This window comes from Agaribacter marinus, from assembly GCF_030160655.1.
Classification (GTDB): domain Bacteria; phylum Pseudomonadota; class Gammaproteobacteria; order Enterobacterales; family Alteromonadaceae; genus Glaciecola; species Glaciecola marina.
Map to the genome: position 1 here is coordinate 103,804 of NZ_BSOT01000007.1, position 17,992 is coordinate 121,795.

A 17,992-nucleotide genomic window follows, 5' to 3' on the forward strand; every position below is an offset into this window, starting at 1 on the left:
CTTATATGCGTAAACAATTTGTAAGTACACTAGTCCTGTCTTTCATATCAGGTGCCTGCCTTGCGCAAGCACCTGTTGTTGATATAAGCGACACGCCGACGGTATCGACTGCGAGTACCAATGGTTTAGTTGACGTATCTATCCTGGAAGACAGATTAGCCGTGTTAGAGAGAATTGTTGAGTCTCGTACTGAAAATCAGCAGCGCATGCAAGAGCAGTTAGATATTTTGCAAAGCGATGTAGACGGCATTAGAGGCTCAATCGAACTTCACAACCATCAATTAGAAAAGATACTCGAACGTCAAAGAGAGTTGTTTCTAGAGATTGACAATAGATTTTCGTCATTGCAGTCTCAAACGCAGCAAGTGGCTAGTCAATTTCCCAGCACTACTAACGCTGGAGCTGCGAGTAACGGTACACCTACTGCTGTAATTCCGGCATCGGGTAATGAGCAGTCAGCATATCAAGATGCGGTTAATTTAATCTTGAAGCAACGTGATTACGATGCTGCAATTCCTGCATTTAAAACCTTTTTGAGTCAGTTTCCTAACTCAGAATATACTGACAATGCACATTATTGGTTAGGCCAACTTTTATATAACAAAAAAGAATGGGCTGACGCCAAAAATGCGTTTGAGCAGGTGGTGAATAATTTTAATCAGTCACCTAAACGCGCTGACTCAATTTTAAAACTGGGTATGATCGCAAAGCAAACGGGTACCATTGGAACTGCAAATCAGTTGTTTCAACAGGTGGTTGCAGAGTATCCCGACAGCACACCAGCGCGACTAGCAAATGAGCAACTAGCAGGTAATTAGGCTTGCTAGCTTGTTTGATTGTTTAGTTTCCATGCAATCAAACCATATTTTAGAAAAAAACGCATTTAAAGGTTGCACTCAATTCTTTTATGGGTAATATATGCCGCCGTTGCAACATGATGTTGATTTGAAGGGTCGTTAGCTCAGCTGGTAGAGCAGTTGACTTTTAATCAATTGGTCGCTGGTTCGAATCCAGCACGACCCACCATCATCACATCATTGTTAGTAGCATTACACCAAGAATTGTGGGTCGTTAGCTCAGCTGGTAGAGCAGTTGACTTTTAATCAATTGGTCGCTGGTTCGAATCCAGCACGACCCACCACTCTTCTCCAAGTTGTATCTTTCCTTATATCTTATCGCTTTAATTTTTACATCATCTAAATGAACTTTTTATGACGTCAGTGTATAATTATCGGATTAGACACACTTTATTTTTATTATGACTTTAGCAACCCGCATAGCGCCAATTGATTATCCATTTCCGGAAAAGCCTGTTAGTTTAGATGCTTCTCGCGAACAAGCATTAATTAGCGAAATCACATTGTTACTTAAACAACATAATGCAACGCTTGTTGCACATTACTATACAGATCCCGTGATTCAGGCGCTGGCAGAAGCCACCGGTGGATGCGTATCTGATTCTTTAGAAATGGCAAGATTTGGTCGAGATGCAAGAGAACAAACCCTCATTGTTGCTGGCGTTAAGTTTATGGGCGAAACAGCAAAAATTCTTAGTCCTGAAAAACGTGTATTTATGCCAACGCTTGAAGCTACTTGTTCACTTGACTTAGGTTGCCCTGAGAAGGAGTTTACAGCGTTTTGTGATGCTAACCCTGATAGAACCGTTGTGGTGTATGCAAATACTTCTGCAGCAGTAAAAGCGCGCGCTGATTGGGTGGTTACTTCAAGCATTGCTTTAGAAATTGTAGAACACTTGGATAGCCAAGGTAAAAAGCTGATATGGGGGCCAGATCGCCATTTAGGTGCTTATATTCAAAAGCAAACCGGTGCTGATATGCTGATGTGGAACGGCGAATGTATTGTACATGACGAGTTTTCTGCAAAGGCATTGAAAACCGCAAAACATTTGCATCCTGAAGCGGCAATCTTAGTTCACCCAGAATCCCCCGCAAGTGTTGTAGACATGGCCGACGCGGTAGGGTCAACGTCGCAACTGATAAAAGCGGCGCAATCCATGGACAACCAAAAGTTTATTGTTGCGACGGATAAGGGCATTTTTTACAAAATGCAGCAGTTAGCGCCAAATAAAGAATTAATCGAAGCACCAACGGCTGGACAAGGTGCAACGTGTCGAAGTTGTGCCAACTGCCCTTGGATGGCGATGAACGGGCTTGAGGCACTTAAAAACTCACTTATTCATCCGCAAGGCAGGGAAATCTTCGTAAGTGAAGACTTACGCGAAAAAGCTATGATTCCATTGAATCGCATGCTCGATTTTGCCGCGCAATTGAAAGGATAGCTTAATTCTTCTGCGTTTATACCCACAAAGCTAAATTCTGGCTTGCAACCAAGCCCAGATTTACCTAGTATACGCCCTCAAATTTCGGAGAGGTGGCTGAGTGGCTGAAGGCGCACGCCTGGAAAGTGTGTTTAGGGTTAAACCTAACGAGGGTTCGAATCCCTCTCTCTCCGCCAGATAATTTTGAAAGCCCCGTTTATCGGGCTTTTTTGAGTATCTAAGCCCTTTTAAAAGATTCTCTCTACCACAACAAAATTTTGCCTACATTATTTTATAGTAAGGCGGCGAGCTGAATCGAACCAAATCAATACTCAATAACGTAGCTAAACTAAGTATCTTCATCAGATCAACACGCTTTAAAAAACCAAAGCATTCTTTAAGTTTTCTCAGTTAAGATAAATTAGTTACGACAAACTTAACTAAATTTACCTAGCACTGTTCATTTTGTTTGACGCTTGTTAAGACGACGAGAACATGACAATAGTTATGTCACCTTGTCATTATAGTGAATAAAAGCAATATAGTAGAGTATTTAGTCTTTTATAGTGAATAAAAGCATTGTTAATGATCTTGTGTAATAATTAATATAAGCACTATAATTGGACGTATGTTCCAAAGTAATGCGGATAAGCAATATTATGAATTTCGAAAGAATGAATAACAAAGCAATTATGCTCGAGATTGGTCAGCGCTTTTTGCTAGCGCGCCTAAATGAAGGATTGGAGCAAGTTGAGCTGGCTGACAACGCAGGCGTAAATGTCAGCACTGTCCAAAGTTTGGAAGGAGGCAAGCGAAGTGTCGGTTTAGAAAAAGTCATTGCCATATTGCGTGCTTTGGGCAAGTTGCATGAGTTAGACAATTTTATGCCAAAACCACCTGTGCGTTCTGCTTCGTTGCTTACCACCAAAAATCAAGTACGTAAACGAGCAACTGGGGGAAAAAAGAAAAACTCCGGCAATGAGCCGTTTGAATGGAATAAAGTCATACCACAAATGGATAACACGAAGGAGTGAGTATGGTAGATATACTAGAAAAAGCCGATGTTTATTTGTGGGACACTAAAATAGGTTCAGTAATATGGCAAAACGAATTAGGGTATTTTGAGTATGATAAGCAGTTTCAGCGCTCAAATATTCAATTGTCTCCAATCAAGATGCCGTTAAGTAATAAGTCGTATTCATTCAGTGATCTGTCAAAGGAAACCTTTAAAGGCTTGCCAGGCTTCTTGGCTGATAGCCTGCCAGATAAGTTTGGTAACCGCCTGATTGACCAATGGCTAGAAAGAAATGCTCGCACACCTGAATCATTTAGCCCCATTGAACGTTTATGTTACATCGGCTCTCGTGGTATGGGGGGACTGGAGTTTAGACCCTCTGTCGGCTCAATTAAGGAGACGACATCTGAGGTACAATTATATGAATTAGTCAAGCTCGCCAACAAGGCTCTGCAAGAAAAAACAACACTTAATGTTCCAATTGAAGATTCTGAACAAGGTAAGCACGAGGCGGTTGAACAAATCATTCTCGTTGGCACCTCAGCGGGCGGTGCAAGAGCAAAGGCAGTTATTGCATGGAACAAAAAGACCAAGGTGATCAAAACTGGACAAGCACCAGCGGGTGAAGGGTTTGATTATTACTTGTTAAAGTTCGATGGAGTGGATGGCAACAAAGACAAAGAATTGTTGGCTGATCCAAAAGGGTTTGGCTTACTGGAGTATGCCTATTATTTGATGGCAATTGATGCTGGCGTCAAGATGAATGAATGTCTAATTTTTAAGGAGAATGGTCGCTCTCACTTTATGACTGAACGTTTTGATCGATTGACTGGTGGCAACAAACTTCACATGCAATCACTTTGCGGTATTGCCCACTACGATTTTAATGAATCGGGTGCTTATTCCTATGAACAGGCCATTGGAGTCATGCGTGAATTAAGGTTGTCAGCAAAGGAAATTGAGCAATTCTATGTTCGTATGGTCTTTAATGTCGTCGCCGTCAACCAAGACGATCACACAAAGAATATCTCGTTTTTAATGGATCAGTCAGGTAACTGGTCACTATCACCAGCATATGACATCACTTATAGTAATGGCGCTGGCTGGACAAGTCGTCACCAGATGACCATTAATGGTAAGGCACAAGAGTTCACAATTGATGATTTGCTAGCGGTAGCAAGTCATGGAGACGTATCTAAAGCCAAAGCAAAGAAGATAATAAAGAGAGTCGTTTCCACTGTAGCTAACTGGCCGCACTATGCGAGGGAGTCTGGTCTGGCTAATTTTGCTGATATGTCTCGATTGCTTAGAGAAGTGGGTGAAGCTCATCGACTTTATCTGGGTGAAGATTTGTAGCCAGTATTTGAACATCCTTGTTTTTAGTTATTCTGGTTTACGTACTAAACTTGCGTGCAAACTAGTCAGACAGGCCGAACGAGAAAAAAACTAAGGGGCCACGCCACAGCATTTGTCTGTGCAGGTTTACAAAAAAAGAGTTGATTACAAATTCATCGTAAACTACACAAAGCTTTACATTTATTACCCATTATAAGTTTTACACTGTGATTTTTATATTACGGAGCAAACTATGCGTAAGGGTCTACTGTCATTGTGTATTTTGGGAACATTTTTGAGTGGATGCAATTCAGATGATACATCCGATGAAAATACATTAACGATTGATTTTTCTGAGTCAAATCAAAATTTCAAAGCAATTTTTTCAGAATACTACGCCAATCGTGAGGCGATGAATAACGAAGTGTTTTATCAACTCGAGGGGCGACATGATCCACTACCTACCCCGTTTGATGGTAGTTCAGGTTGGTACTTGGCGGGTATGAATCGTTCGGACGATTTGTTTATGTCTATTAAAGGTTACTCTCAGGGCTGGTCGCCAGAAACGCATTATGATGCAGTGCTATCGGTGACGATAGTTACAAATGTGAATTCTGATTGTGTGGGGATTGGTGGGGCGCCCGGCGAATCTGTTTATGTGAAATTAGGCGCCAGTACTCAAGAGCCTATTAATACTGTTTCAGACGATACTGAGCTAGGGACGTATAGACCTAATATTGATAAAGGCAACCAAGTTAATTCAGGCGTCAACGCGACGAACGTGGGTAACGTAGCCAGTGGTATTGACTGTGAGCAGCCTTCAAGTTATGTCGAAAAGACCTTAACTACGGCGCAGCCGATAGATGTTCGAAGCGATGAACAAGGTGGCTTTTGGGTGCTAGCTGGATCTGACTCTGGCTTCGAAGGTTTTACTGACTATTATATTCGTTCCATAAGATTGGATGTAAACGGGGGCACTCAACAGTTTGATTTTGCTGAGAATGATGGTGATTTCTCCGTGTTTTTCTCTGACTACCCACCGAGCGGTGATGCTGTTGACAACGAACAAGCCTTTCAGTTGGTATCAGACTACGTTAATTTGCCTGCTCCGCAGAACAATGAAAACGCTTGGTATCTTTCTGGCAACAACAAGTCGAGTGACTTGTTCATGGGCGTTACCGGCTATGTAAATGGTTATACACCGAACGAAACGATAGACCTTGAGATTCACTCTAGTTTTGTCACCAATACCCCAGATGCTTGTGGCAGTGCTGATGTTGGCGTAGCTGATGCCCTATACGTGAAGCATATTGCCAGCCCATTTGAACCAAGCAACAACTTATTTCAAGAATTCGATGAATTCATTTATGTGTTGACCGTTGACAAAGGTAACAATGAAAGCGACGGTTCTGAAGGATATACGGCGGGTAATCTAGGTAACAACATGAGCTGTAATGATGAAAGCGAATGGGTAGAAGTACTGCTCAAGTCAAATAAGCGCCTAAGCGTTGATACTGATGAAAGTGGCGGATTTTGGGTAACAGTGGGTGTTGACTCAGCTTCTGAGCATAGCAATCAGTTTTATCTTAAAGGGATTGGGGTTGTTGAATTGTAATCTTCGTTTGGTGCAGATCAATTTGTTTTAAAAATTCACTCTGTGACGTATTTTTATACATACTACCATTGCAAGAAGCATCATTGATTTATGTGTAGGGCTCGACAAAATAGCGACTGAGCTAGTACAACTGAGTAAAGCGTTGAAGCGGTGATCTGCTCCAAAACATTATGTAGCTGCGGTATATCGACACTTTGGAAAGCTACTGCATCCAAAAAATTCGTTTCCTGTATTAGGACCTTTTTTAGCAACACGCTTAACCAAATCAGAGTCACATTTAGGGCATTTTTTGATGTCTTTAGTTTGCGCAACGGGTTTGCATTCGCCTGATGTTTGAACTTCGGCAATTAACGAGACTAACTCATCACCACTGATTAAGGTAATCGGTAAGTCAGCAGCAAAAGCGATAGCGTCTTTTGTAAAGTGACCAGAACTAACGACATAAACGCTTTTTGCGGACGATGCTTTCAGCACGCCGAACATCTCCCTTATGATCGCCACCCCAACGTTAGATTTTCGCCACTGCTTGCACTGTACTACGTGATGTTCGCCGTCTTTTAACAGCAGTAAATCAATACCGCCGTCTGCACCAGCTGACATATTCTCCTGCACCGAATAGCCTTTGCGTCTAAATACTTCTCCAACAAGCACCTCAAAATCGTTCCATGATGTTTCTCTGAGCGTGGCAATGCTCTTTTGTTGTTCAACTAAGTTTTTGCGTTTCCGGCTTCTGAAAAGTGATGTTACGGTCGGTAACAGGAATAACAGACTTAACCAAGTTGCTGCATGCTTGCCAGCGCCAATAAACATTCTCAGCATATTGTTGTCGGTCGCTATACTCGGCAGTATGTACGTAAGGCTAAAGTATACAAAAATACCTGCAAGAACACTGAGCCACCAAGGCAAGTATGATAAAGCTATGAATAGTGAGGGATTGTTTCGATTCATGATATCGCAAGTGTTCAACGGATACTTTTGATTTTATGCAAACATCGGCCATTAACAATATCTAAAAACATCACTTGTTATGTGGATCTATATTTAGCCGAAGAATCACGAGAGTGTTTTCTGTAAATATTTATTTTGTAACTTACCTTTATTCTGGTAAGAAACTCTGTCAAAAATAATAATAAATCTGACAGAGCAGCATACAAAATCTTATTCTACCTATCTTTATAAGTATAAACATCTATCTAATCACTAGTTTAGCGATGCAACCATGAAGCTAACAATCTCTTTGGCTGTCGTGATATTGTTGGTATTCGCGTATAACTTACCATTTTGGCCGGAGTGATGACCATGACCTATGAGCTCAAGAAAAAATTGTTTTTTGTTTTTGGCTTGCAGCTTTGCACTATAAATTAATGAGGGCTGACCAGAAGAGCCTGACCCGCTATAAATGGCGTCATCTGGAAACCTGTCCTTGCTGTAATATTCATTAAAATCGTAAGATCGGTTCACTTCAACCATTAGTCTTTTGCCGTCTAGATTTGTTCCCGCCAGTTGTAGCAGGTGATCGCTTTTTGGCGTGGCTGCTGTTCGACCATCAAACGCGGTACTATCCTCCTCTGGTACATATAATCCGTCACTGGCCTTAATTCCCCTTTTATGAGACCAGTAGGGAAGGGTTTCCGGTCGTCTTACTCGTCCCTCGTCTTCCTTCGCGGAATAAAAACCTGACTGGGCGACTTTACCTGTTACATACAGGGTTTGAAGGTAGTTACCCTGCATATCTTCCAGCCATACGGCAATTTGTGGTGTGGAAGTGTAAGTCAACCCCCAATAGAGTGGTTGTGGTTCTGACTCGTATTCACGGCCTGCTTTAATAAACAGTGACAGTTTGTTGTCATCATCAAGATCTGGAGCCAGATCAATCGTCTTATATGCGCCTTCTCTAACCTCACTGGCACCACGCAAGTTCTCACCTAATGCAACTAGTGTTACAAAGGGCGTCATTTCTGAAACCAATCCCCACGAAACAGGAATAAGACCGACAGTAAAAAAAATGAAAACAAACTTGCCGATTTTCTTTTTGAGGTGGTTTTTATAGGGCGCCCAGTTGCTTTTGATATGCCCAGCGACAGCCACTAAAACCAAAATTGAAGACCATAAGTGTAACCCGGATGTAAAGTAGTCATACTCCGTGCTGTACATCAAAACGCCAGTGATGATTAAACAACTAATACCTATAGACAAAGCAACAGTGTAGGCAATACGGTAATTCATTTGTGAATGCTCCAGTTATGTTCCGTTTTAGTCGTTGCTATTTTGAAGGCTTTTCACTTTTGGCCAGAGTGACATATGTCACGAATTCAGCGCCAAAAAATTCGTGACATTTGTCCATTGGATTTGCAGAGAATTTATGGAATGATGTTCATCAAACTCAATAAAACAGCTAACTCCATGAAAACATTAACTAAAGACTATCTGATAACAGGTTCCGCCTGGGGTCTAATAGTCGTAGTAAGTTTGGTTTTCTGGACTACCGACGACCCGGAAGTTCAATTGGACTTTACGTTTGAGTCTATAGCTTTGGCGGTGATTCTTTTTACTATTTTCCTTGCCGGCATATGCTCGCTTAAATACTGTCAATACCAGAACTTCGTAGAGAAAAGAACATTTTATCAGCGTATTGCTTTTCTGGTTTGTATAGTGTCGTTCGCGGCATTAGCAGGCATTTTTTACTACCTGTTAATAGGATTACTGTTCGTTCTTTTAAGCACTACTTTTCTAGATTATATGAAGCCATCGCAGGCCTGGCTATTAGCAGTGGCGGTGCCAATTCTGGCGGGTACCTATGATGTGTTTTTTAAACAAATGAGCTTCTATATTGAAATTAAATTGTTATTTATTGTGCTTAACAGTCTAGTGCTTGTATCTAGTAGTAAAATAAAATCTGAACAACAAGCCATGGAGCAAGCATCCCAACTCTTAAGGGAGTTGCAGGCCACGCAGCATTTACTAGAATCTACGGTAAAAAGAGACGAACGGTTGCGTATCGCCAGGGACTTGCATGACTCTATGGGGCACAAATTAACCGCACTTAAATTACAACTTGAGTTAGCATCACATCTTGCACCGGACCTTATGCTCGATAAGGTTAATACGGCAAAAAAGCTTAGCGGTACCTTGCTGGATGATGTCAGGGCTAGCGTGAATGAATTTCGCGACTCCAATGGAATAGATTTAAATAAGGCTGTTAAAGCACTAGTTCCCAATATCGCGTCTGTCAGATTTGAGTTGAAGTTGGACCTCAATCAGCAGTTACTATCAAATCGTCAGGCAGAGACATTGTTTCGCTGTATTCAGGAATCCATTACGAACGTATTACGACACGCGAATGCTAACCATTGTCTTATTGAACTTGATGATAATGGGTGCAACGCTTTTTTAAGGGTGCAGGATAATGGCGATACAAAAAATTCATCTAACAATCCAGGTAATGGATTGGCCGGTATGGCAGAAAGGGTAAAGGAAGTCGACGGTGAAATTATGTGTGGTTTTAACCAGTCCGGCTTTGAAGTAAAACTATCACTACCGCTCGACCATATCCATTAACTCAGTTTCAACAGGTGCTATAAATGATAAATATTGTAATAGTTGACGACCAAAACTTAGTAATGGAAGGTATTTGTAGCCTGCTGGAATTAAATTCAGAATTTAATGTTGTAGCTAAAATTGATGACAGCACCCGGGTTGTAGAAACACTTCACCAATATAACCCCGACGTACTGTTACTTGATATCAGAATGCCAAAAATGGATGGTTTAGAGGTGCTTAGGGCGATGCAATATGAGGGAATTGACACCCCTACGCTGATGTTAACCACCTTTGATGAGCACAAACTGGTACTCAATTCACTTAGTCTCGGTGCCAAAGGCTATTTGCGCAAAGATGTTTCGTTGGAAGAGTTAACAGACGCTATTTACACGTTGTCTGCAAAAGGCTCTTGGATCCAGCCTGCGGTGTCTTGCCAGTTGAAAAGCAACAGTGAATGCTATTCACAGCAGGTTCAGCTATTAGAATCCCTTACAGCAGGTGAAACGGAAGTTTTACGACTTATTGCGGCTGGTTTTTCAAATCATGAAATCGCTGACGCATTGCACAAATCATCTGGTAGGATTAGAAATATAGTTACCGCTATATTAGATAAACTTGCTGTGCGAGACAGAACTCAAGCGGCACTAAAAGGCCTTGAGCTAGGCCTTATTTCAAAAAACTAATCAATCCCGCTTTAACTTTCTCCTTCTACTAGATACCTTTGATTTAGTTCGCTCCTTTATCGTGTCACTGCAGTTATAAAGGGGTACGCCACCAGATTGGGGCGCATATCGACCATTACAACTCTGTAGCTGATAACATATGCCTATCTATTACTACGCCATTTAGAATGACCTTGTTAATTGTGTCGTATGCAGAAACATCCACTAGCGGATTTTCGTTTAACAAGAGCAAATTTGCTTTCATTCCCACGCTGACTTGACCAATGGAAGCTTCCATCCCTATAGCTCTGGCATTTTGGACTGTCATTGAGGTAAAAAGTACGTTAGGGCTTAACCCTGCGTCCATCCAGCGGTCCATTTCCCAACGCCCATTTATGCCTGGAAATTGAGTATAAAAAGGTCCACTTGGCGTATCGCTACCAAAAAGTAAGGTCGCACCTTCTTGCGATAGCATTTTGGTAAAGCTTAAAAGATTGTTGATTGGTGTGCTATACGCGTCTTTTACTTTGAGATACAAATCTTCGGCATCCTCGAAATCGTTACCAAAATTCTGACTTAAGTCGTTTTTCATCCACTGGCCTTCATCACTTTGATACCAATCTAATAGAGATTTTGGCATCACATGTTCAAGCGCCTTATGCAGAAAGAACGTTGGCTTAAATATTTCTTTTTCTCCAGCAATCACCTGAATAGTCGGCTGTACCCAAATATTCGTCTCTGCATAGCGTTTGGCGAATTGTCGCTTTGTTAAGGTGTTAGCTGTAGATAAGTTTCCCCAATGCCACATACCGTGAACAATACCATCAACCTTTGATGCTAAACCAAATTCATGTGACGTTTGAGAGTTAGCATGTAGTAAAACGATTAAGTCTTGCTTATGAGCATGCTGGATAATCTCCTGTATCAACGCAATCGGCGGTACCGGCAAGTTTTTCCATCTACCAAAGCCTTTTTCATAGAAGACTTTGATACAGCGTGCGCCTTCATTTTTAGCTCGATTGACCATTTTCTCTGGTGTTTGCTCAGCCTTTGGAAAATTGCTTGGGTAAAGTTCGGATTGTTCAGGATTGAATACGAGGCTATGGACCAACGGCGAAGAAAATTGATGTTTGTGACTGTTTCCTTGTATTGGGTAGCCATCGGGAATGATAATCGAGTGGCAAAAAAACGCTTGCGGCGCTACAGATTGATTGTTCCAATCCTCAATAAACGAACGATGGGATATTAAATCTAATAACGTCGTGAAACCAAAATACAAATAACTACGCGGGATTTGCGCTATTGCCTCGTCAACAAATTTGGGCTGCTTACCGTCTTTAGTTATAACGCCAGGAATGCCTTGTAAGTGAACATGTGTATCTATTAGTCCAGGAATTAGATATTGATTTTTACCCTCAATTACCGTTTTTGATGGGGGAAGGTCATGGCCGATGTTAAGAATAATACCATCTCGAATAAACACATCTTTAGGACTGCTGACGTTAGGTTTGTCGCCGCTAATAATGTGCACATTACGTATTAGTAACTCTTCGGCAAATGCGACTTTCCATGAAAAAACAGCGACTAAAAATAGGCACCATAGACTAATGCGATTTTTGGATACTGTCTGGTTGAGCATAAAAGACCTTCTGGCTTGCGAATATTAGATATTGATTGTTATGCTCATAGCCCATAATTGACGACCTAAAACACGATCGAGGTCTGCTTTTATTCTGAAAAAAAGCTATGTAATGGATGTAGAACGAATCTATGGAACAAATACTTTCACACAGCCAAGCGGCCAATGTCATGATTTGCTTGGTATTAGCGCTTCACCTCTTTTCTGTTAGCACTAGAGTTCGCTTACCGGCTCGGATGTTAGGAGTGAATTACCTGATGTATAGTTGTCAGAGCTTCTTGCTCATTGGATTGCTGAATGATGTTAATTTGTCTTATACATCTGTTATTAGACCGACTACAGCAATGCTGCTAGGGCCAGTTTTTTATTTCTATTTTTTAACGGTTAAACGGACAATACCTCAATTCAAATGGGTAGACTATTTGCACTTTTTCCCATGTCTGTTGGTACTCTTTGCCTTTATAGCGCAAAGTCGGTTCCTCTACCTTACGGATTATCTCATCATCGGCAGCTTTGCTTTTTATTTGATACTAATGACCATTCCAATGCTGCAGGGTGTAAAGGTATTTAGCCACTTAAGCACAGAGCCCAAACGGCCTTATCAATGGTTATGCATATTGGCGCTGATGATGGCTGTGAATATCGTTGCCGAGGTTGCAGTGCTTACGGAAATACATGCAGGAAAGGCACTTAACGAAAGTTTGGCTTTATTTATAGGTACCAGTTTATTTCTCGTTATTAACGCTATCGTAGCGTTTGCAACACTGAGGAGAAACCCTTTGATTGAATGGATGTACGAACTGAGTGTGCAAACATTCTCTGAAAATGACGTGGCATCGGCCGAAAACAACGCGCATTTTGGCAGGTGGGAAGTACTTGTTACTACTGAAGAGTTATACAAAAAAGAGTTTGGCATTACGCTATCCGAAGCTGCCAGAAAACTGCAAATACCGGCAAGACAGTTATCTAATGCTATTAATCAATGTTACGGCAGGAGCTTTTCTCAATATTTGAATGACAAGAGAGTGAAAGAGGCGCAACGCCTAATACAAGCTGACCCTGAAATGACCATGATAGATGTAATGTATGCGGCAGGCTTTAATAGTAAATCTAATTTTAACAAAGAATTTCAGCGAGTTTCGGGGATGCCTCCATCGAAATATAGGTTGGCATTGTTGGTGGATTGAAGTCATGTAGTAAACCACTGCGATAAAAAAAGGCCGCAAAAGCGGCCATATTTTACTTGTAAATAGCGTTACCCAATCAATTTTTTTCTGCCAGCAAAGGCTAAACCCAGCAAGGCAATTGAAGAAAACAGTACGCTACTAGGTGCTGAGACTTGGTTTACTGTAGATACATCAAACCCATTGCCATTTGGCGTGAATAAGATCGACATTTGATCTAAGTCAAAAGCACTGTTATCTAAACCAGTAAACTGCTCACAGCTGTCTTCTGTGTCATAACACCATTGTTCAAATACTGTATTTGCTGTATTACTACTATCACTACTTAAATCGTGAAGCGCCAGTGGACCATAATCGCCCGCGCTTATGCCTGTCACGATACCTTCATCAAGAGAGTCAAAGGGACTTTCACCTGCGTCGTCAAAAATACCGTTATAACTAAAAAGGATTTGCCCCATCTCAAATAACTGAATTTGAAAGCTAGCCAAATGATCTAACTCTAACGCGCTACCTACTTCATTCCATGTAAAAACGGCTCTATCACCAAAATCATTAAAATGAATGGTGCCATTGTCTTCTAATGACAAATCGGTACCAAACGCCGAAAATAGGGGAGTACCATCACCTAAAAATTCATCTAAATCTGCCCACAAGTCATAGTCTATGTCGTCGTCATTGCCGGCTAAACCTAGGTTGTCCGTTGCTTGAATTCCCCCGTTAGTGCCGACAGCAAATTCGTTATAACTTTCGCCAGCATACGGAAACATAAAGCTCAAAGACACGGTTGAAAATGCATCATCTTCGCCAGTTAAGTCAGCGAGTTCAGTGCCAAAATCGGTTTCCCACATGACGGGGGCGGCGTAACTAGATGCACCAAACATTAATATAAGGCCGCTTAGGCTTGCTTTAGTCACTTTATTAAATTTCATTATTATTCCTCTTTACTACTGTCTTGTTTCCAACAAATACATGTTGAAAAACAAATATGCTCGGTCAATACCATTGACCGAGCACAACGTTGCCTATGGTAAAACTTCAATAAGTTTTACATCGAAGGGTTTCAAGGTAGTCATATATGCCTTTTGGTTATATTCCAGCATTGACGTAAACTCGAGCCTTGTACCGTCAGCTCTACTCTCCAAACTCATGTCTACATCATCCAAACCAGTATTCACGATAGACATCACAATTTTTCCATCGGCCATACTCACTTGTTTGATCATCAGCTTTTTCTCACCCGTTGTGCGTAAGGCGTCATTTGCATACTCTTGAACGCGCACTGGCGAGACAGTGTTTTTGTCTGTCAAGACAGTCATTGCTTGATGTGTTGCATCTGTCGCCGTATTAGCTGTAATTAGCTGCCCAGACGACGCATACAAACTAGCAGGGAATGCCTGACCATATTCGTCCGTCTGGAAGCTTTCATCGTCAATGACCACAGTGCCCCCTTGATCCAAGTACGCTTGCAATTGATTAAACTCCGTCAAAGTTGCCATCGGTGTTTTATGCACCACCACCACATCCCAATTTACATCTTGCGTGGCCAAAATATTCTCTGTGACAAAGCCTATGGCTTCGCCTTCAAAATATAGTGATTCGTGCATCGCGCGTTGTGCTGGCATATAGTCTCTGCTGTTTATGCCTGCAACGCTTGAGTAGAACATACGAATGGGTTGACGGTTATGTTGTATAGCGGTTATTTCTTCAGCATAACTGTTCAAATCCATCACAGTTTCAGTGATTTCATGCAGTACTTTCGGGTTTTGGGTAATCGAGATGACAAAATCCGAATTAATGCCACGGTTTGTAAATAGGCTACCGTCAGGGTTTCTGCTCCAGACCCACGTTTTTGTCGCGTCTATACCACTAGTAAAGCCACTCCAATAAGCCGCTCTCACATAGTCAGGGTTTAATTGTGGATTCTTATAGTTGCTTTTCAATATGAAGTGATTCTCGGAATCATACATAACATTGTCTGGTTTAACTGATCTCAAAAAATCAAAGGTCAGCAGCGACGTTTGCCAATCAAATGAATATTTATCAACCCATGACTTATAGCCGAAGTCCAAGCCATCCTGCATACCTGCATCAAAACTAGTGATCGTATTCAAATTAGTAATGGCTTCAAAGTCCACTCCATGGTCTCTGGCAGCGTCAGAAAATAACCAAGGCATAAGCTTTGCGTGGGAGTTTGCATCTGGATCATATTTTCTAATTTCATTATTCATGAATGCAAAAAAGTCAGTAACCCGGTGGTTGTTAAATGTCATCCAATCCATCCAACGTGGTGTTCCCTGCAAGGCCCGAGGCATGGGAATGGTTTCATTTACATCATCAAAACTAACGTATGTTGACCCCCACAAATTATTTAAGGTACTTATATCGCCGTGTTTTTCACTTAACCACGTTTCATAGTTGTCCAAGGTATACTGTGAAACAATTCCAGTGTTCCAAGTACCTACCTCTGTAAAGTAACTAGGCTCATTAAAAAGCATGTACCCCAATTCACTAAATTTCTTCCCCTTCAGGAGCGGTGAAAAGTGTCTAAATAAGTCCCTTAGCAGCTGCCTAGAGGCAGGATGATCAATATCGTATTTACCATAGATACGTATTCCATCTTCTATTTCTGGGTAATTTTCTTTTATCCAATTGGGGATCGCATTTTGACTAAGAAAAGCTGCGCCAATAGTCGTTTCTTGTTGCTCTTGAGCTTGCTGATAAACATATGCTCGAGGACTACCGTCCTCTTGAATAAAGTTAGGTGCAATATAGTGACCGTCCATCGCTCCATAGTAGCGAGTAAATTCTGGGTCGAGAGGTTTCCATGTATAATCAGCTAAAAAGACGGGTTTGCCATCTTGCGTCAGGTTTTGATTGGAAACATCTACACGGCTATAATCGACAAGTATTCCAGGTCGGCGAACTAAACTTTCTCTTCGCATTTTTTTCAACCGGTCAATCGCTTCTTGCATGATATCTCTTGCGCCTTCGCGTTCGAAATTTGGCAACCAAGCAGCAAGTTCGGCAGCTTCTTCAATATCTATTTGACCACTTTCTGAATAGTGAGACTGTAAAATATCAGGATGTTGAGCATCCCAGTCTGCCCATTTTAGAAATATATCGGCGGTGTACAATGTCATTTTTTCTTTTTCGACGTCGATACCGTCATCTTCCATCAAAGCAATCAAGGTAGAGAGCGTTTCTCTCGCTTTCACGAGCTCTTCGCTCAAGGTGAGTGAGACTTTACATTTGTCATACGTACAAAGCGCTCTTAGCGCTTTATAGTCATTTTTATCTACCTTACCGTCACCATTAAAATCATATTCGGCACCGAGTGGTTCACCAGATTTTAGAAGCGTATTAAACGCTTTTGTGTCTTTTTTATCGATGTCTCCATCACCATCAAGATCGCCAAATTCAACGCCGTTTACCATCACACTTTGGGTAAATACCTCACTGATTGGTGTGTTGTCATCGACAGCTGACATAAATATTTGCCACTCGTAGTTACCTGAATACAACTCTGGTAATACAATTTTAAAGTCTTTACTTGCTTGGTCATCAACTTGTTCAGATGCACTGAACACGACATTATTTGAAGTATCAGCTAGTACAAAATGAATGGCTCTTTCTTCTGTCACATCAAAGCTGACAAAGATGGATGACTCTGTGTTTATGTCGATTGAAGATGGGGCGGAAGCGTCGAATATTTTGTCTTCGCGTGTTAAATCTACTATTTCATAAGTATATTGCGCTTGTTTGTGATTGATATCACCTGCCCACGAGAATGCTCTTACTATTTTTCCACCGTTTCCTAGTGCTGCGAATACAGCTTTTCCGTTTGGCGCGGTTAAAGAAAGTTGAACATCACCATGATCTGAAATAAGAAATTTATTTCCATCTTCGATGTGATCTGAGCCTAGTACTAGCGCGCCACTTTGACTTGGTGCATCAGGTGTACAGTAACAGCGGAGGTATTTGCCCGTTGGCAAATGACGCAAAGCTATTAAGTCAGGCGTGCCAGCTTCAACAACCTCAAAAATACTTGAACGGTTTTCCTCGCCATCCCAGCGGCTGTCAGAAAACCCGTCTTCAATCCATAGGTACGCGCCCCGATCACTTACTGTTTTTAATCGGATAGTTTGTCCAAGGATTTCTCCTTTAATAGCACTAGTATCCGGTACTGGCCTATTAGCAGGCTCATAGGTGTATTGGGCTTCCCACGAGGTAGGATCATTTGACCATGTAAATGCTCTAGTAAATTTAGCGGAGCTGCCAAAGGCTGAATATACAGCTTTGTCGTTTGCAGCCACTAGCGCAAAGTTGTCATCACCTCGGTCAACTACTGTATAAGACTCAAAATCTCCTATAGTGTCAGCATTGGCAATTAGTTGACCGGAGCCGCTGCAAACACAACTCAAATATTTCCCGGTGTCTATGTGCAGCATGGCGATTGTGTCAGGCTGCGCACCTGCAACTACTTTAAAATCACTTGTTGTATCTCCTGAGCCATTCCAACGCAATTCCGTTGCACCATCTTCAAACCAAAGGTATTGGCCTCTGTCGCTGCGCGTTTCGATTTTAATTTCCTTTCCAAGTAAACCAACTGCATCCACTGCATAACTTGCCTGACTCACCGTACCTAAAATACAAGCAGCGATTACAGAAAGACGTGTCGGTACTTTGTTACCCCTGTGTAACTTTTGCATTTTTTCTCCAACATG

At 41.6% G+C, this 17,992-nt stretch carries 13 protein-coding genes and 3 tRNA genes; 11 read left to right on the forward strand and 5 right to left on the reverse strand.

The features are described from left to right. The first annotated feature begins 5 nt into the window (after nt 1-5). The 8 genes from ybgF (at nt 6) to QQK00_RS15045 (ending at nt 6,243) form a co-directional block, all read left to right on the forward strand. A complete protein-coding gene (ybgF, locus tag QQK00_RS15010) occupies nt 6-818 on the forward strand; it encodes a tol-pal system protein YbgF (RefSeq protein ID WP_284218431.1) in 813 nt (270 codons plus the stop codon). A 132-nt stretch (nt 819-950) separates the two neighbouring features. Next, nucleotides 951-1,026: transfer RNA gene (locus QQK00_RS15015), tRNA-Lys, on the forward strand. A gap of 39 nt (nt 1,027-1,065) precedes the next feature. Further along, nucleotides 1,066-1,141 (forward strand) — tRNA-Lys (locus tag QQK00_RS15020). A gap of 117 nt (nt 1,142-1,258) precedes the next feature. Further along, complete coding sequence (gene nadA / locus QQK00_RS15025; RefSeq protein WP_284218432.1) at nt 1,259-2,299, forward strand: quinolinate synthase NadA; 1,041 nt, start codon at nt 1,259-1,261, stop codon at nt 2,297-2,299. A gap of 86 nt (nt 2,300-2,385) precedes the next feature. Next, nucleotides 2,386-2,475: transfer RNA gene (locus tag QQK00_RS15030), tRNA-Ser, on the forward strand. 462 nt (nt 2,476-2,937) lie between these two features. Then, nucleotides 2,938-3,312: a helix-turn-helix domain-containing protein gene (locus QQK00_RS15035; protein ID WP_284218433.1), complete on the forward strand. Its 375-nt coding sequence runs from the start codon at nt 2,938-2,940 to the stop codon at nt 3,310-3,312. Between the two features lie 2 nt (nt 3,313-3,314). Continuing rightward, nucleotides 3,315-4,649, forward strand: coding sequence for a type II toxin-antitoxin system HipA family toxin (locus tag QQK00_RS15040; RefSeq protein ID WP_284218434.1), 1,335 nt, complete (start codon nt 3,315-3,317; stop codon nt 4,647-4,649). A gap of 232 nt (nt 4,650-4,881) precedes the next feature. Further along, nucleotides 4,882-6,243: a hypothetical protein gene (locus QQK00_RS15045; protein WP_284218435.1), complete on the forward strand. Its 1,362-nt coding sequence runs from the start codon at nt 4,882-4,884 to the stop codon at nt 6,241-6,243. Between the two features lie 168 nt (nt 6,244-6,411). Here QQK00_RS15045 and QQK00_RS15050 read toward each other — a convergent pair whose 3' ends face one another. Together QQK00_RS15050 and QQK00_RS15055 are read right to left on the reverse strand one after the other, a co-directional pair. Further along, on the reverse strand, nt 6,412-7,191 hold the full coding sequence (locus QQK00_RS15050) for a restriction endonuclease (RefSeq protein ID WP_284218436.1): 780 nt from the start codon (nt 7,189-7,191) through the stop codon (nt 6,412-6,414). A gap of 252 nt (nt 7,192-7,443) precedes the next feature. After that, nucleotides 7,444-8,469 (reverse strand): T9SS type B sorting domain-containing protein, encoded by a 1,026-nt coding sequence (locus QQK00_RS15055; protein ID WP_284218437.1) that lies wholly within the window; start codon nt 8,467-8,469, stop codon nt 7,444-7,446. A 75-nt stretch (nt 8,470-8,544) separates the two neighbouring features. Between QQK00_RS15055 and QQK00_RS15060 the strand changes: the two genes are divergently transcribed. After that, entirely contained in the window at nt 8,545-9,801 is a 1,257-nt protein-coding gene (locus QQK00_RS15060; RefSeq protein ID WP_284218438.1) for a sensor histidine kinase, read from the forward strand. A 23-nt stretch (nt 9,802-9,824) separates the two neighbouring features. Next, on the forward strand, nt 9,825-10,466 hold the full coding sequence (locus QQK00_RS15065; RefSeq protein ID WP_284218439.1) for a response regulator transcription factor: 642 nt from the start codon (nt 9,825-9,827) through the stop codon (nt 10,464-10,466). Nucleotides 10,467-10,581: 115 nt separating this feature from the next. Here the strand turns inward: QQK00_RS15065 and QQK00_RS15070 are convergent, their stop codons facing one another. Beyond that, complete coding sequence (locus tag QQK00_RS15070) at nt 10,582-12,084, reverse strand: amidohydrolase family protein (protein ID WP_284218440.1); 1,503 nt, start codon at nt 12,082-12,084, stop codon at nt 10,582-10,584. Between the two features lie 131 nt (nt 12,085-12,215). On the opposite strand from QQK00_RS15070, the gene QQK00_RS15075 reads away from it, so the two are divergent. Further along, nucleotides 12,216-13,271, forward strand: a complete 1,056-nt coding sequence (locus tag QQK00_RS15075; protein ID WP_284218441.1) for an AraC family transcriptional regulator — start codon at nt 12,216-12,218, stop codon at nt 13,269-13,271. 68 nt (nt 13,272-13,339) lie between these two features. Here the strand turns inward: QQK00_RS15075 and QQK00_RS15080 are convergent, their stop codons facing one another. Beyond that, nucleotides 13,340-14,197: a hypothetical protein gene (locus tag QQK00_RS15080; protein WP_284218442.1), complete on the reverse strand. Its 858-nt coding sequence runs from the start codon at nt 14,195-14,197 to the stop codon at nt 13,340-13,342. 93 nt (nt 14,198-14,290) lie between these two features. Continuing rightward, on the reverse strand, nt 14,291-17,977 hold the full coding sequence (locus QQK00_RS15085; RefSeq protein ID WP_284218443.1) for a beta-galactosidase: 3,687 nt from the start codon (nt 17,975-17,977) through the stop codon (nt 14,291-14,293). Nucleotides 17,978-17,992: the final 15 nt, after the last annotated feature.

Bases quoted from the DNA above. Each gene is read 5' to 3' on its own strand.
- QQK00_RS15055 (WP_284218437.1), bottom strand. From the start codon at position 8,469: ATGAATTACCGTATTGCCTACACTGTTGCTTTGTCTATAGGTATTAGT.
- QQK00_RS15080 (WP_284218442.1), bottom strand. From the start codon at position 14,197: ATGAAATTTAATAAAGTGACTAAAGCAAGCCTAAGCGGCCTTATATTA.
- QQK00_RS15045 (WP_284218435.1), top strand. From the start codon at position 4,882: ATGCGTAAGGGTCTACTGTCATTGTGTATTTTGGGAACATTTTTGAGT.
- QQK00_RS15035 (WP_284218433.1), top strand. From the start codon at position 2,938: ATGAATTTCGAAAGAATGAATAACAAAGCAATTATGCTCGAGATTGGT.
- QQK00_RS15040 (WP_284218434.1), top strand. From the start codon at position 3,315: ATGGTAGATATACTAGAAAAAGCCGATGTTTATTTGTGGGACACTAAA.
- QQK00_RS15065 (WP_284218439.1), top strand. From the start codon at position 9,825: ATGATAAATATTGTAATAGTTGACGACCAAAACTTAGTAATGGAAGGT.
- QQK00_RS15070 (WP_284218440.1), bottom strand. From the start codon at position 12,084: ATGCTCAACCAGACAGTATCCAAAAATCGCATTAGTCTATGGTGCCTA.
- QQK00_RS15085 (WP_284218443.1), bottom strand. From the start codon at position 17,977: ATGCAAAAGTTACACAGGGGTAACAAAGTACCGACACGTCTTTCTGTA.
- nadA (WP_284218432.1), top strand. From the start codon at position 1,259: ATGACTTTAGCAACCCGCATAGCGCCAATTGATTATCCATTTCCGGAA.
- QQK00_RS15075 (WP_284218441.1), top strand. From the start codon at position 12,216: ATGGAACAAATACTTTCACACAGCCAAGCGGCCAATGTCATGATTTGC.
- QQK00_RS15060 (WP_284218438.1), top strand. From the start codon at position 8,545: ATGTCACGAATTCAGCGCCAAAAAATTCGTGACATTTGTCCATTGGAT.
- QQK00_RS15050 (WP_284218436.1), bottom strand. From the start codon at position 7,191: ATGAATCGAAACAATCCCTCACTATTCATAGCTTTATCATACTTGCCT.
- ybgF (WP_284218431.1), top strand. From the start codon at position 6: ATGCGTAAACAATTTGTAAGTACACTAGTCCTGTCTTTCATATCAGGT.